Annotated in this window: 12 protein-coding genes; 8 read left to right on the plus strand and 4 right to left on the minus strand. The window is 68.4% G+C overall.

Annotation, left to right across the window (positions count from 1 at the left end):
• Window positions 1-22 precede the first annotated feature (22 nt).
• From dapF to IU452_RS38145, 7 genes are all read left to right on the plus strand, one after another.
• Window positions 23-904 carry a diaminopimelate epimerase gene (dapF, locus tag IU452_RS13865; protein ID WP_195109641.1) on the plus strand — a complete coding sequence of 294 codons (882 nt, stop codon included), beginning with the start codon at window positions 23-25 and terminating at the stop codon, window positions 902-904.
• A 129-nt stretch (window positions 905-1,033) separates the two neighbouring features.
• Window positions 1,034-1,837, plus strand: a complete 804-nt coding sequence (locus tag IU452_RS13870) for an endo alpha-1,4 polygalactosaminidase (RefSeq protein WP_324192604.1) — start codon at window positions 1,034-1,036, stop codon at window positions 1,835-1,837.
• 61 nt (window positions 1,838-1,898) lie between these two features.
• On the plus strand, window positions 1,899-3,392 hold the full coding sequence (hflX, locus tag IU452_RS13875; RefSeq protein WP_195109403.1) for a GTPase HflX: 1,494 nt from the start codon (window positions 1,899-1,901) through the stop codon (window positions 3,390-3,392).
• Window positions 3,393-3,467: 75 nt separating this feature from the next.
• Window positions 3,468-4,334 carry a lysophospholipid acyltransferase family protein gene (locus IU452_RS13880; RefSeq protein WP_228817529.1) on the plus strand — a complete coding sequence of 289 codons (867 nt, stop codon included), beginning with the start codon at window positions 3,468-3,470 and terminating at the stop codon, window positions 4,332-4,334.
• A gap of 211 nt (window positions 4,335-4,545) precedes the next feature.
• On the plus strand, window positions 4,546-5,691 hold the full coding sequence (locus tag IU452_RS13885; RefSeq protein ID WP_195109405.1) for an acyl-CoA dehydrogenase family protein: 1,146 nt from the start codon (window positions 4,546-4,548) through the stop codon (window positions 5,689-5,691).
• A gap of 168 nt (window positions 5,692-5,859) precedes the next feature.
• Complete coding sequence (locus IU452_RS13890; protein ID WP_195109406.1) at window positions 5,860-6,669, plus strand: SAM-dependent methyltransferase; 810 nt, start codon at window positions 5,860-5,862, stop codon at window positions 6,667-6,669.
• 120 nt (window positions 6,670-6,789) lie between these two features.
• Window positions 6,790-7,638, plus strand: a complete 849-nt coding sequence (locus tag IU452_RS38145; RefSeq protein ID WP_228817531.1) for a hypothetical protein — start codon at window positions 6,790-6,792, stop codon at window positions 7,636-7,638.
• On the opposite strand, the gene IU452_RS13900 is transcribed toward IU452_RS38145, so the two are convergent.
• A complete protein-coding gene (locus tag IU452_RS13900) occupies window positions 7,639-8,466 on the minus strand; it encodes an LLM class F420-dependent oxidoreductase (protein ID WP_195109407.1) in 828 nt (275 codons plus the stop codon).
• A gap of 189 nt (window positions 8,467-8,655) precedes the next feature.
• Here IU452_RS13900 and IU452_RS13905 point away from each other — a divergent pair, with 189 nt between their 5' ends.
• Window positions 8,656-9,714, plus strand: a complete 1,059-nt coding sequence (locus tag IU452_RS13905; RefSeq protein WP_195109408.1) for an NAD-dependent epimerase/dehydratase family protein — start codon at window positions 8,656-8,658, stop codon at window positions 9,712-9,714.
• A 6-nt stretch (window positions 9,715-9,720) separates the two neighbouring features.
• Here the strand turns inward: IU452_RS13905 and IU452_RS13910 are convergent, their stop codons facing one another.
• The 3 genes from IU452_RS13910 to IU452_RS38150 are packed head-to-tail and all read right to left on the minus strand — an operon-like array spanning window position 9,721 to window position 12,917.
• Entirely contained in the window at window positions 9,721-10,743 is a 1,023-nt protein-coding gene (locus IU452_RS13910; RefSeq protein ID WP_195109409.1) for a sensor histidine kinase, read from the minus strand.
• Window positions 10,733-11,428, minus strand: a complete 696-nt coding sequence (locus IU452_RS13915) for a response regulator transcription factor (protein ID WP_195109410.1) — start codon at window positions 11,426-11,428, stop codon at window positions 10,733-10,735. Before IU452_RS13915 ends, IU452_RS13910 begins: the two co-directional genes overlap by 11 nt.
• Before the next feature lie 4 nt (window positions 11,429-11,432).
• Window positions 11,433-12,917: a hypothetical protein gene (locus tag IU452_RS38150; RefSeq protein WP_416382312.1), complete on the minus strand. Its 1,485-nt coding sequence runs from the start codon at window positions 12,915-12,917 to the stop codon at window positions 11,433-11,435.
• Between the last annotated feature and the right edge of the window lie 7 nt (window positions 12,918-12,924).

A 12,924-nucleotide genomic window follows, 5' to 3' on the forward strand; every position in this document is an offset into this window, starting at 1 on the left:
AGGAGCTATGGAGCAGACCGATATCGAGTTCACCAAGGGCCACGGCACCCAGAACGATTTCGTGGTGTTGCCGGACCCGCAGGCCGCGCTGGCGTTGCCCGCCGAGCGGGTGGCGGCGCTGTGCGATCGGCGGCGCGGTCTCGGCGCCGACGGGGTGCTGCGGGTGGCGCGCGCGGGTGCGCTGCGCGATACCGGCGTGCTGAGCGAACTGCCGCAGGGCGTGTCGGCCGACGACTGGTTCATGGACTACCGCAATGCCGACGGCTCGATCGCCGAGATGTGCGGCAACGGGGTGCGGGTGTTCGCGCACTACCTGGTGGCGCGCGGATGGGAGCAGCGCGACAGTTTCGTGGTGGGCAGCCGAGCCGGTGCCCGGCCGGTGACGGTGCACTCCTTCGACTCGGCCGCCGGAGATGTCACCGTCGCCATGGGCCCGGTCCGCACCCTCGGTGAGTCCACCGCCACCATCGGCGGCCACGCCCTGCCCGGTCTCGGCATCGACGTCGGCAACCCCCACCTGGCCTGCGTGGACCCCGGCCTGACCGCCGACGCGCTGGCGAAACTGGATCTCACCGTGCCGCCGGGCTTCGACCCGGAGCTGTTCCCGCAGGGCGTGAATATCGAGATTCTCACGGCCCTGGACGGGGATCGCGCGGTGGATATGCGTGTCTACGAGCGCGGTGTCGGCGAAACCCGTTCCTGCGGAACCGGAACCGTCGCCGCCGCCGCGGCCGCGCTGGCCCGCGAGGGCTTCGACCTCGAGGCCGATACCGGCGAGATCCGGGTGCGCATCCCGGGCGGCGAGGTCACCGTCGGTATCGACCGCGGTAACGCCTGCCTGCGGGGCCCGTCGGTCCTCGTCGCCTCCGGTCATCTCGCCGCCGCATGGTGGTACGGCGCCTGAGCTTCGAGTCCCTCCCGGAATGCCCACGGGCTCAAGAGGTTTGCCCTTGACGGTTGCCGATCCGGTTGGTTGACTGCGACTCGCGTCGAAATGACTTCGACGTTTCTCGCGAATCGCTTGGAGCTCAGCGTGAGCCATCTTCTGCGTGCCGCCGCCGCGAGCGTCGCGGTCCTGGCCGCTCTGTCGACGACCGGTGCCGCCGAATCCGCGGCGGCGCCGTCGGCCGTCACCGTCCCGCCGCCGCATGCGGGCTTCGACTACCAGATCGGTGGCCCGTACAGCCCGCCGCCCGGGGTTGCCGTGGTGGCCCGCGACCACACCGTCGATCCGGCGCCGGGGGTGTACAACATCTGCTATGTCAACGCCTTCCAGGCGCAGCCGGGCGCGGAGGGTGAGTGGGATCCCGATCTGCTGTTGCGCGACGACGAGGGCAATATCGTCTGGGACACCGCGTGGCAGGAGGCCCTGCTCGACCTGCGCACCGACGACAAGCGCCAGCGGATCGCCCGGAAGGTGAACGGCTGGATCGACGAGTGCGCCGCCAAGGGATACCAGGGCGTCGAGCCCGACAACTACGACAGCTTCTCGCGCTCGAATGGTCTGCTCGGCCCCGAACAGGCCCAGACGTACATCCGGTTGCTGTCGGCGCACGCCCACGACAAGAACCTCGCGATAGCGCAGAAGAACACCTCCGAACTCGCCGAGAACCGCCGCCGGAACGGGCTGGACTTCGCCGTCGCCGAGGAATGCGGGGAACAGCAGGAGTGCGGCGACTATGTCGCGGCGTTCGACGACAACGTCATCGTGATCGAATACACCGACGACGGCCTGTCGAAGGCCTGCTCAGGGTATGGAGACAGGCTGAGCATCGTCCAGCGTGACAGGGATGTCCTGCCCCAGGGCGAACCCGAATACATCCGCAAGACGTGCTGAACAACCGTGCGAGAAATATCCGAGTGCGCCTGGTCGTTGAGTCGTGGGACCATGGAGGCGTATGAGGAAATCAGAAACGTACGAGTTCACCCCGATCGAGGAGCTCGATCGCGACGAGGGCGGTAACGGCTGGGAGCCGGCGCCGACCGTCGGCGAGCTGCAACTCGAGGACCGCAGCGCCCTGCGCCGCGTCGCCGGGCTGTCCACCGAACTCACCGACATCACCGAGGTCGAGTACCGCCAGCTGCGCCTCGAGCGCGTGGTGCTGGTCGGTGTCTGGACCGAGGGCACCGCGGCGCAGGCCGAGGCCAGCATGGCCGAACTCGCCGCGCTCGCCGAGACCGCGGGCTCGCAGGTGCTGGATGCGCTCATCCAGCGCCGCGACAAGCCGGATCCGGCCACCTACATCGGTTCCGGTAAGGCCGACGAACTGCGGTCCGTCGTGCTCGAGACCGGCGCCGACACCGTGATCTGCGACGGTGAGCTCACACCTGCGCAGCTGACCGCGCTGGAGAAGGTCGTCAAGGTCAAGGTCATCGACCGCACCGCGCTGATCCTGGACATCTTCGCCCAGCACGCCACCTCCCGCGAGGGCAAGGCGCAGGTATCGCTGGCCCAGATGGAGTACATGCTGCCGCGGCTGCGCGGCTGGGGTGAGTCGATGTCGCGGCAGGCCGGTGGTCGCGCCGGTGGCAGCGGCGGCGGTGTGGGTCTGCGTGGTCCCGGTGAGACCAAGATCGAAACCGATCGCCGTCGCATCCGCGAGCGCATGGCCAAGCTGCGCCGCGAGATCAAGGATATGAAGACCGCCCGCGACACCAAGCGCGCGCGGCGCGACGCCAGCGGCATCCCGTCGGTGGCGATCGTCGGCTACACCAACGCCGGCAAGTCCAGCCTGATGAACGCGCTCACCGGCGCGGGCATCCTGGTGCAGAACGCGCTGTTCGCGACCCTGGATCCGACCACCCGCCGGGCGGCGCTGGAGGACGGCCGCGAGGTCGTGTTCACCGATACCGTCGGCTTCGTGCGGCACCTGCCCACCCAGCTGGTCGAGGCGTTCCGCTCCACTCTCGAGGAGGTCACCGGCGCGGACCTGCTGCTGCATGTCGTGGACGGCTCCGATCCGACGCCCGATCAGCAGATCAAGGCCGTGCGCGAGGTCATCACCGACGTGCTGCGCGAGTCCGACCGCCCGGCGCCGCCGGAACTGTTGGTGGTCAACAAGATCGACGCGCTGGATCCGACCGAGCTGTCGCATCTGCGGGCCCAGCTGCCCGGTGCGGTGTTCGTGTCGGCACGCACCGGCAGGGGACTCGACGAGTTGCGTGACAGGCTGGTCGAATTCCTCAGCGGGCTCGACGTCGAGGTGAGCGTGCTCCTGCCGTACACCCGAGGCGACCTGCTCGCCCGCATCCACTCCGACGGCCGGATCCTGGAATCCGCGCACGAAGAGGGTGGTACGCGGGTGCGGGCCCGAGTGCCGGCAGCGCTGGTCGGCGCGCTGTCGCAGTACGCCTTCGCAAGCACCGATGGAGCAGTGAAGCTTTCACACTGAAGTTTTCATAGTCTGTGCCCCGCAGCCGTTTTCGTTACCATGGCGTTATCGAAAACGACTGCAGGGAGGGTGCTCTTGTCTGGAAATGATTCCACTCCAACCGATCTCGAACTCAGCGACGGGGCGCCGTTACACATTCGATGGGGGGATCTCGACCGGCTGCTGGCCGATGCGCTGACCGCGCCGGTGCGGGCCTGGACCAGTCCGCGCTTCTACGGGCTGGACAACATTCCCGACGAGGGCCCGGTATTGCTGGTCGGCAACCACACTCTGCTCGGAGGTGTCGACGCGCCCCTGCTGGTGCACGAGATCCTGCTCCGGCGAGGCCGTCTGGTGCGCGGGCTCGCCGAGAACGTGCTGATGCGGGTGCCGCCGGTGCGGGATCTGGTGCATCGCATGGGCAGTGTGCGCGGCAATCGCGACAACTGCCGGGCATTGCTGGCCAATGGCGAGGCGGTGATCGTCTTCCCCGGCGGCGGCCGCGAGGCCATGCGCCGCAAGGGGGAGAAGTACGTGCTCAAGTGGGAGGGCCGCACCGGATTCGCCCGCATGGCCATCGAGGCCGGGGCGCCGATCCTGCCGGTGGCCATGATCGGCGCCGACGATGTGTTCGATGTCGTCTTCGACGGCGATCATCCGGTGATGAGTCCGCTGCGCTGGACGGTCGAGGCGCTGGGAATCCGCCGCGAACTCACTCCGCCGCTGATGCGCGGTCTCGGCCCGACCTGGATCCCGCGTCCGGAGCGGTTCTACTACTCGGTCGGCGCGCCGATCGAGACCACGCCGTGGCGCGATGCGGATGATCTGGACGAGGCCGCCGCCGAATTGCAGGCGGTGGTCCGCAAGGCGCTCGAGGAGGAGCTGAAATTCCTGCTCGACGAGCGCGAACGCGACTCCGGTCGCACGCTGTGGGGGCGGGTGCGCGGGGCCGTCGGCCTGTAGGTGCGGGGCTTGCCCTGGGCGTTGTTTGCCTGGGCTTGCCCTGGGCGTTGTTTGCCTGGGTTTACCGGCGTTCAGGTCGACAATGGCGTCGGCCTACCACGCGGACGCGCAGGTGGGGCAGTTTTACAGGGTCTGAAGTGAACCGCCATTCGACTTCCGGGTACCGTATTGGGCACAGGCAGTGTGCCGATGAGGTCACTAGGAGGTTGGCGTGGAGCGCACCCTTTTCGAACCCGAACACGAGCTGTTTCGGGAGTCTTTCCGCAAGTTTCTCTCCCAGCATGTCGCGCCCAATCACGCGAAGTGGGAAGAGCAGGGCGTCGTCGACCGGGACGTGTGGCTGGAGGCAGGCAAGCAGGGCTTCCTCGGCATGGCGGTGCCGGAGGAGTTCGGCGGCGGGGGTGTGAAGGATTTCCGCTACAACGCCGTCGTCACCGAGGAGACCACCCGGGGCCAGTACTCGGGGCTGGGATTCGGTTTGCACAACGACGTCATCGCGCCGTATCTGCTGGAGTTGGCCAACGAGGAGCAGAAAAAGCGCTGGCTGCCCGGTTTCTGTTCCGGGGAGATCATCACCGCGATCGCCATGACCGAACCCGGGACGGGCTCGGATCTGCAGGGCATCAAGACCCGCGCGGTCCGCGACGGCGACGACTGGATCCTCAACGGCGCCAAGACCTTCATCACCAACGGCATCAACTCCGATCTCGTGATCGTGGTCGCCCAGACCGATCCGGAGAAGGGGGCGATGGGTTTCTCGCTGCTGGTGGTCGAGCGCGGCATGCCCGGTTTCGAGCGTGGCCGCAATCTGGACAAGATCGGTCTGAAGGCCCAGGACACCGCCGAGCTCAGCTTCACCGACGTGCGCGTGCCCGGCCGGAACCTGCTGGGGGAGGAGGGCAAGGGCTTCATCCACCTGATGCAGAACCTTCCGCAGGAGCGCCTGTCGATCGCCGTCATGGCCGCCGCCGCCATGGAGGGCTGCCTGGAGATGACCATCCAGTACGTCCGCGACCGCAAGGCATTCGGCAAACCCATCGGCGCCCAGCAGAACACTCGCTTCGTCCTGGCGGAGCTGGCCACCAAGACCACCGCGGTGCGTGTCTTCGTCGACCGCTGCATCGAACTGCTCAACGAGGGCAAGCTCACCGCCGAAGAGGCCGCCATGGCCAAGTGGTGGAGCACCGAGGAAGAACTCGATCTGATCACCAAATGCCTCCAACTCCACGGCGGCTACGGCTACATGCGCGAATACCCGATCGCCAAGGCCTACATGGACGCCCGCGTCCAGACCATCTACGGGGGCACCACCGAGATCATGAAGGAGATCATCGGCCGTTCACTGAAACTGGCCTGATCCTCGGAGTTTCCTACCCATCCTCATGGTTCCGGCCTGCTTTCGGCCGGAACCGTGAGGGCCGTCGACGGGGGCCGTCCCGCTGACCGGAACCACTTGTGCTGCACGATGTTCGGCGCACCTGTTTCAATCGAGTTGGTGGACAAGTGCTTCGAGGAAGGCGGCAGTATGGAGTTCGGGCGCGAGCTGGATGAACCGATCGACCTGAGTACGCCGAACATCGCGCGGATGTACGACTATGTGCTGGGCGGGGGTGCCAATTTCGAGGTCGATCGGCAGGCCGCCGACGCGATCCCTCCCGACATGCCCGGGAGCCGGGGCTGGGCGCGTGCCAACCGGTCGTTCGTTGGCCGCGCCGTGGCGACGCTTTGTGACCTGGGTATCGATCAGTTTCTCGACCTCGGTTCCGGGGCGCCAACCGTCGGCAATCCCCACGAGATTGCGTTGCGGCACAACCCGAATGCTCGGGTCGCGTATGTGGAGCGGGAGCAGGTCGCCGTCGGCTATGCGCACAAGGTCCTGGCCGACCAGCCACAGGTCACCATGACCTGGGCGGATTTCCGCGATGTCGACAGCGTGCTCGAGGCACCGGGTGTGTCCGGTCTGCTCGACTTCACCCGTCCGGTCGCGATCCTGGCGATGGCCGTCCTGGACCTGCTCGAGGACGTCGATCCGGCCGCGCTGATGGCCCGCTACCGCAATGCGTGTTGCGCGGGCAGCGCATTGGGCATTTCGCACGCGGTAGCCCTGACGCTCACCGCCGAACAGCAGGAACAGGTCCTGTCGGTCATGCGCCGAACCAACACACCCAACGCCGTCTTCAAAACAATCGACGACGTCGCCGCGCTGATGCAGGGATACACCCTGCTGGACCCCGGGGTCGTCCCCCTGGACCTGTGGCGCCCGGAGACCCCGGTCAGCGCCGACGTCGCCCGCCGGGCGAATTATGTCGGGGCAGTAGGCATCAAAGCGGACTGACGACCGAACGAACTGCAGCTTCTTCTCCCAGCGGTAGTGGTCGGTGAGAAACGGGTTTCGGCGGGTGGCGACCTGCCAGGATGTAGTCGATGGGTGCGGGAGAGATCGAGGGGAGCCGCGATGTCCTGGCGATTCAATCCTCCTCCGGAATGGCCGGTACCGGACGGGTTCGTGCCGCCCGACGGATGGCAACCGGATCCGTCGTGGCCGCCGCCTCCGCCCGACTGGCAGTGGTGGATCCCGGCGGGCGACGAGGTGGTCGCCGTGGAGGACCGAGCGGGCGCGACCCGCAAAGGAGGTTGGCGAGCTCGTCGCGAATCGAGGCAGCAGGAGAAGCGATACCAGCAGGCGCTGGCCCAGGCGCAGCAGGACTACGCCGCAGGGTTGGCGCGTTGGCAGGCCGAGCAGGATCTCCTCGACGAGATGGTCTGCGCGGCGACCGCCGCCATCTGGAATCAGGGTGGCTCGGCGTACGGACTTCTGCTGAAGGCCAAGGAGTCGGCGCTGTGGGCCATCGACGCCATGCTGATCGAACCGCGGCGGCAGCGCGGTTACTACGTGGGCCGGTCGTCCGGCGTCAGCGTCCGCGTGATGAAGGGGCTCTGGTATCGGGCCGGGTCCAGCCGAGGCCAATACATCCCGGGCCCCGAACTGCAGACCCCGATCGATCAGGGGCAGGTCATTGTCACCACCGCCCGGGTCGTCTTCAAGGGACGGAAGACAACCCGGGAGTGGCGCTACGACAAACTTCTCGGTACCGATACCGACCCCGCTGACAACGCGGTGCTGCTCCACGTCGCCAACCGCCAGAAGGTGTCCGGCCTGCTACTGGGCGACGGCACCGCAGCCTTCGAGGCATATCTGGGAACGGGTTTGGCCATCGCGGAACAAGGCGCCGAGGCGATCGCCAGGGCGCTGGAAGGCCATGCGTCCCGGCACATGGTGACGCGTCCGCGACCGCCGGGCTGACTAGCCGAGATAGCGGGCGGCCAGTTCGGCGAGTTTGTCGAGTTCGCGGAGGGTTTCGGATTCGGGGAGGGTGTCCAGGGGCAAGGTGGCTCGTTCTACACCCGCCTCGGCGTATGCGTCGAGGAGGGCGGGGTCGGCGGCGGCGCCGACGGTGATGGGGAGGTCTTTTCCGCCGATATCGGTCAGTTGGGCGATTTGGGCGGGGACTGCGGATGGGTCGGGGACGCCGAGGGGGACCCAGCCGACGCCGTGGCGGACCGCGCGTTTGGCCGCGGCCTCGCCGCCGCCGATGAAGATCGGCGGATGGGGCTGCTGGATTGGTTTGGGCCAGGCGTAGATGGGATCGAAATCGATGAAGCGGCCGTGGTATTCGGCGAGGTCCTCGGTCCAGATCTTGCGGATCGCCTCGAGTTGTTCGTCGAGCAGGGCGCCGCGGGTGCGGGGATCGGTGCCGTGGTTGGCCATTTCCTCGCGGTTCCAACCCGCGCCCACCCCGAAGACGGCTCGGCCGCCCGAGATTCGGTCGAGGGTGGCGACTTCCTTGGCGGTGTGGATGATGTCGCGCTGAATGAGCAGCGTGACCCCGGTGCCGAGGATCAGGCGATCGGTGACCGCGGCGATCGCGCTCAGTGCGACGAACGGATCCAGGGTCCGGTAGTAGATCCGCGGCAGTTCGCCCCCGCCCGGATAGGGCGTCTTCCTGCTGGCCGGGATGTGCGAATGTTCGGCGAGGAACAGCGATTCGAACCCGCGTTCCTCGAGCGCCCGGCCGAGTGCCACCGGGCCGATGCCCTCATCGGTGAGAAAGGTGTTGATTCCGAGCTTCATACCGAACCCGAACCCCGAACGGGCTGGTGATATTCCATTGCATTCGGGGATGCGGTCGGTCGAAGTGTGACCAATCGCTGACATGCTGGCGCCACCTCACCGCGAGGCGGGGCAACGCGTGGTGGAGTGGTGAGGACTCGCTTGCTACGAACCGACGCCGGGCCGTGCGGCCGCAGGGAAGGGCTGGAGATGCGAATTCTGTTGACCGGAGCCGCGGGGTTCATCGGCTCGCACATCCGCAGGGCGCTCGTTGAGGCCGGGCACGAGGTCGTAGCGGTCGATCTGATGCTCGCGGCGGCGCACGGACCCGATGCTGTGCCGCCGGATGGCGTGGAGCGGGTGGATGTTCGCGATCCCGCTGCGCTCGACCCGTCCCTGCGTGGTGTCGATGCGGTGTGCCATCAGGCCGCGGTCGTCGGTGCCGGAGTGAGCGCGCAGGATGCGCCCGCGTATGCCAGCCACAACGACCTCGGCACCGCGGTATTGCTCGCGGCCATGGACCGGGCGAAGGTGCGGCATCTCGTGCTGGCGTCGTCGATGGTGGTGTACGGGGAAGGGCGATATCTCGATTCGCGGGGCGAGCCGGTGATACCCGAACCCCGTCGCCCCGACGACCTCGACCGCGGCATCTTCGACCACCGAGCCCAGACGGGCGAGGTTCTCACCTGGGCGCCGATCGATGAGGCGGCGGCCCTGGATCCCCGCAGCCTGTACGCCGCCGGCAAGGTGGCCCAGGAGCACTATGCCCGGGCGTGGGCGACCGCCACCGGGTCGACGGTGACGGCGTTGCGCTACCACAACGTGTACGGCGACGGAATGCCCAGGGATACACCCTATTCCGGCGTGGCCGCGATATTCCGGTCCGCGCTCGAGCGCGGCGAGGCCCCGCGAGTGTTCGAAGACGGCCGCCAGGCCCGCGATTTCGTGCACGTGCGCGATATCGCCGCGGCTAACGTAGCGGCGCTCGAATGCCCATTGACACGGTTCGTCCCGCTCAATATCGCGTCAGGACAGCCGATCACGATCGGCCAGGTCGCCGCCGTGCTGGCAGCGGCGAGCGATGGCAAGCAACCGGTGGTGACCGGCGAATACCGTGCCGGTGACGTCCGGCATATCGTCGCCAGCCCCGAGCGAGCCGAGCGAGACCTCGGTTTCCGCGCCGCCGTCCCCCCGGCCCAGGGCCTCACCGAATTCGCCACGGCCCCATTGCGTTCCACGCCGGGAGCCGGTGCGCCCGAGTGGCGCTGAGTGGCCTCAACAACCGAGCAGTGGCAGCCGCACCTCGAAACGGCAACCCCGCTCCCGGTTTTCGGCCCTGATCATCCCGTGATGTGCCTCGATCAAGCCCGCGGCGATGGCCAGGCCCATACCGCTGCTGCTGCCCAGATCGTCGGCCACCGGGGTGCGCGCGGCCGTACCGCGATAGGCGACCTCGAAGATCCGCGGCAGATCGGTCTCGGCGATACCGGGACCGGTGTCGTCGACGCGCGCCCAGGCGTGCCCGCCGTCGGAGCCCGCCGAGATGTCGATGCGCCCGCCCGCCGGTGTATGCGCTATCGCATTGGCGACCAGGTTGGTCAGCACGCGGCTCAACGCTCGATCGCTCCCCGCGACCACGATCCGATGGCCCGGCTGGTGCGCCGCGAGCGTCACCTGCGCCCGCGCGGCCGTAGGACGATTGGCGGCCAGCACCTCATCGATCAGCTCGCGTAGGTCCAGCGGTTCGAGGGTGAGTCCCAAGGCGCCGGAATTGATCTTCGACATCTCGAACAGATCGTCCACCATCGCCGCCAGCCGATGGGTCTCCCGAACGATCTGATTCGCGTACCGCTCGATATCGGCGGGCCGATCGACCACACCGTCGGCCAGCGCCTCACCCATCGCCCGGATACCGGCCAGCGGCGTGCGCAGATCGTGGCTGACCCAGGCGATCAGCTCGCGCCGGGAGCGTTCGGCGGCCCGCTCCTGTTCGATCATCTCCCGCTCCCACACCGTGCTGCGCGCCTGCGCGCGCCCGAGCAGGACCGCCGCCGGAACAGTAATCGCGGTGACCACGCCGAGAACTACTGCGGTGCGTGCCAATTCGTCGGTGAACATCAGCCCGCTCACCGCGATCACCCCGCTGAGGGTGGCCAGGGTCGGGATCAGCACCAGCACGGCGGTGCTGGTGGTCAGCGAGCGGTTGCGGGTCCAGCGCAGCAGCAATGCCCCGATCACGACCACCGGCAGCGATCCGGCCAGCGCATAGCCGATCACGCCGGTCATATCAGTCGGCATCGCCGTACTCCTCGGAACCGTTTCGCCCCCAGGCATATCCGCGGCCCCACACCGTATCGATGCGGTGCGCGCCACCGAGTTTGGCGCGCAGCCGCTTGATGTGCACGGTAACGGTGGACAGATCGCCGAAATCCCAGCCCCAGACCTGCGCCAGCAGTTCCTGGCGGCTGTACACCCGGCGCGGGTGGGCGAGCAGGAACACCAGCAGGTCGAATTCGCGGGCGGTCAGATCCACCGCGGCGCACGCGACGTGCACCGTGCGGGCGGCCCGGTCCAGTTCGATCTCGCCGTCGCGCAGCGGGCCATCACCGACGGGAGCGGGATGCGCGCGGCGCAGCACCGACGCCACCCGCAGCGCCAGCTCTCGGGGGCTGAACGGCTTGGTGACGTAGTCGTCGGCACCGGCCTGCAGTCCGACGATGCGGTCGTCCTCCTCGCCGAGCGCGGTCAGCAGGATGATCGGCGTGTCCGGATGTGGACCGGACCGCACCGCGCGGCACAGCTCGATCCCGTCCGGCGGCGGCATCATCACATCGAGAATCGCGAGGGCGATATCGTTGCGCGCCAACACTTCCGCCGTCGCCGGTCCGTCGGCGGTCTCGACGACCGTGAGCCCGTCGCGTTCGAGATAGCGCCGGACCACGTCGCGGACCACCGGGTCGTCGTCGGCAACGAGGATGCGCATGAGGTCACCAGTTCGTGAGGATAAGATGCTGGATCAGCAGGGTCGCGACCGCCTGCGCGCCGAGCCAGAGGCGGGCGTCGCGCGCAGGGAGCAGGGCGGTCGCGGCGAGCAGCCAGACCACGAACGGCAACCAGATCCGTTCGGTCTCCGCCTTGCTCAGCCCGCTGAGATCGGCCGCCAGTATCGCCAGCGCGCCTGCGCAAGCGAGCAGGGCCGCCGGGTCGACGGCCGCCCGCCACCGCGACAGCCCCGTGTGGATGGTGGGCACCAGAAGGTCGTGGCGCGCCGTGCGTTGGGGCGCGTTCGTCGTGGCGAGCGGGGTCGTAGGGGCGGCGGTTGCCTGCGGTTGCGACGGTTTCGTGCGGATGGTGGGCAGTCGTAGGTCGCGCACCATCCGGTGTGCGGCGGCCGCGGTGGCGGGCCCGACGGCGCAGATCATCGCGGCGAGATTGCCCCACACCCAGTACGAGTACGGCCGTTCGCTGGCAATGCCCTGGTAATACCGTTGCACCACAAGGTGATAGCCGTCGAACCACCAGAACCCGGCTGCTGTGAACACCGCGACCACCAGCAGGACACCGACGGCCGCCGGTAGCGCGGGCCGCACGGTCCGGGCGAGCAGGATCGCGGCCGCCGGAATCGCCATCAGCACCAGTCCGTAGCTGAGGAACAACCCGAACCCGAACAGCAGCCCGGACGCGAAACCGTAAGCGGCCCAGTGCCGCTGCCGTAGCGTGGCCATCGCCAGCAGCGCCACCGCCCATGCCGTCACCCCGGCGAACAGGGCGTCCGCCGACACCGCGAGCCAGATCGCCGCCGGGGCCAGCGCCAGGAACGGCGCCGCGGCGCGGGCGCGTTCCTCCGACCCCAGCGCCCGCAGCGCCACCAGCACCGCGGCGGCCGCACTGCCGCCGACCACCGTGCACAGCGTCGCGGCCCACGCGCCGCCGCCGAGCCCGGCGCGATCCAGCAGCACGAACGTCAGCAGCGCGCCCGGCGGATGTCCGGAGACGTGGGTGGTCCAGGAATCGGGCTGGAAATCCAGGATGCGGCCGGAGAATCCGCGCAGCACGGCCGCGATATCGGTGACGCCGCCGACCTCGTGCAGGTACTCGTCGCGGCTGGTGAGCCGGTCGGCGAAGCCGCGCCCCCAGCCGTCGACCATCGCCAGCGCGAACGCCCAGCCGACGGCGGTTGCCCAAGTGGCGAGCAGCAGTCGGCGCCAAGGCAACCGGCGGGCCAGGGACGGGCCCTGCGTGACGACGGCGACCGCGAGGGCGACGGCCGGGACGGTGCCACACCCGATATGCGGCAGCCACACGCCGAACAGCGGCGCCGCGCCCGCATACAACCGGCGACTCCACTGTTCGCCCCGAATTAGCGGAATCAGAATGGCGATACCGATCAGCAATAACGCTCCGGCCGCGCAGCAGAGGTCGGCCCGGCTCGTGACGCCGCGCCGGGCGGCGGTTGCGGAGAGGTTCGGCACGCGTCCC

This window comes from Nocardia transvalensis (assembly GCF_015477765.1).
GTDB classification, from domain to species: Bacteria; Actinomycetota; Actinomycetes; order Mycobacteriales; family Mycobacteriaceae; genus Nocardia; species Nocardia transvalensis_A.

What these genes read in the sequence shown, in the direction of transcription:
- IU452_RS13915 (WP_195109410.1), bottom strand. Translation starts at nt 11,428, where the DNA reads ATGCGCATCCTCGTTGCCGACGACGACCCGGTGGTCCGCGACGTGGTC.
- hflX (WP_195109403.1), top strand. Translation starts at nt 1,899, where the DNA reads ATGAGGAAATCAGAAACGTACGAGTTCACCCCGATCGAGGAGCTCGAT.
- IU452_RS13905 (WP_195109408.1), top strand. Translation starts at nt 8,656, where the DNA reads ATGCGAATTCTGTTGACCGGAGCCGCGGGGTTCATCGGCTCGCACATC.
- IU452_RS13900 (WP_195109407.1), bottom strand. Translation starts at nt 8,466, where the DNA reads ATGAAGCTCGGAATCAACACCTTTCTCACCGATGAGGGCATCGGCCCG.
- IU452_RS38145 (WP_228817531.1), top strand. Translation starts at nt 6,790, where the DNA reads ATGTCCTGGCGATTCAATCCTCCTCCGGAATGGCCGGTACCGGACGGG.
- IU452_RS13910 (WP_195109409.1), bottom strand. Translation starts at nt 10,743, where the DNA reads ATGCCGACTGATATGACCGGCGTGATCGGCTATGCGCTGGCCGGATCG.
- IU452_RS13890 (WP_195109406.1), top strand. Translation starts at nt 5,860, where the DNA reads ATGGAGTTCGGGCGCGAGCTGGATGAACCGATCGACCTGAGTACGCCG.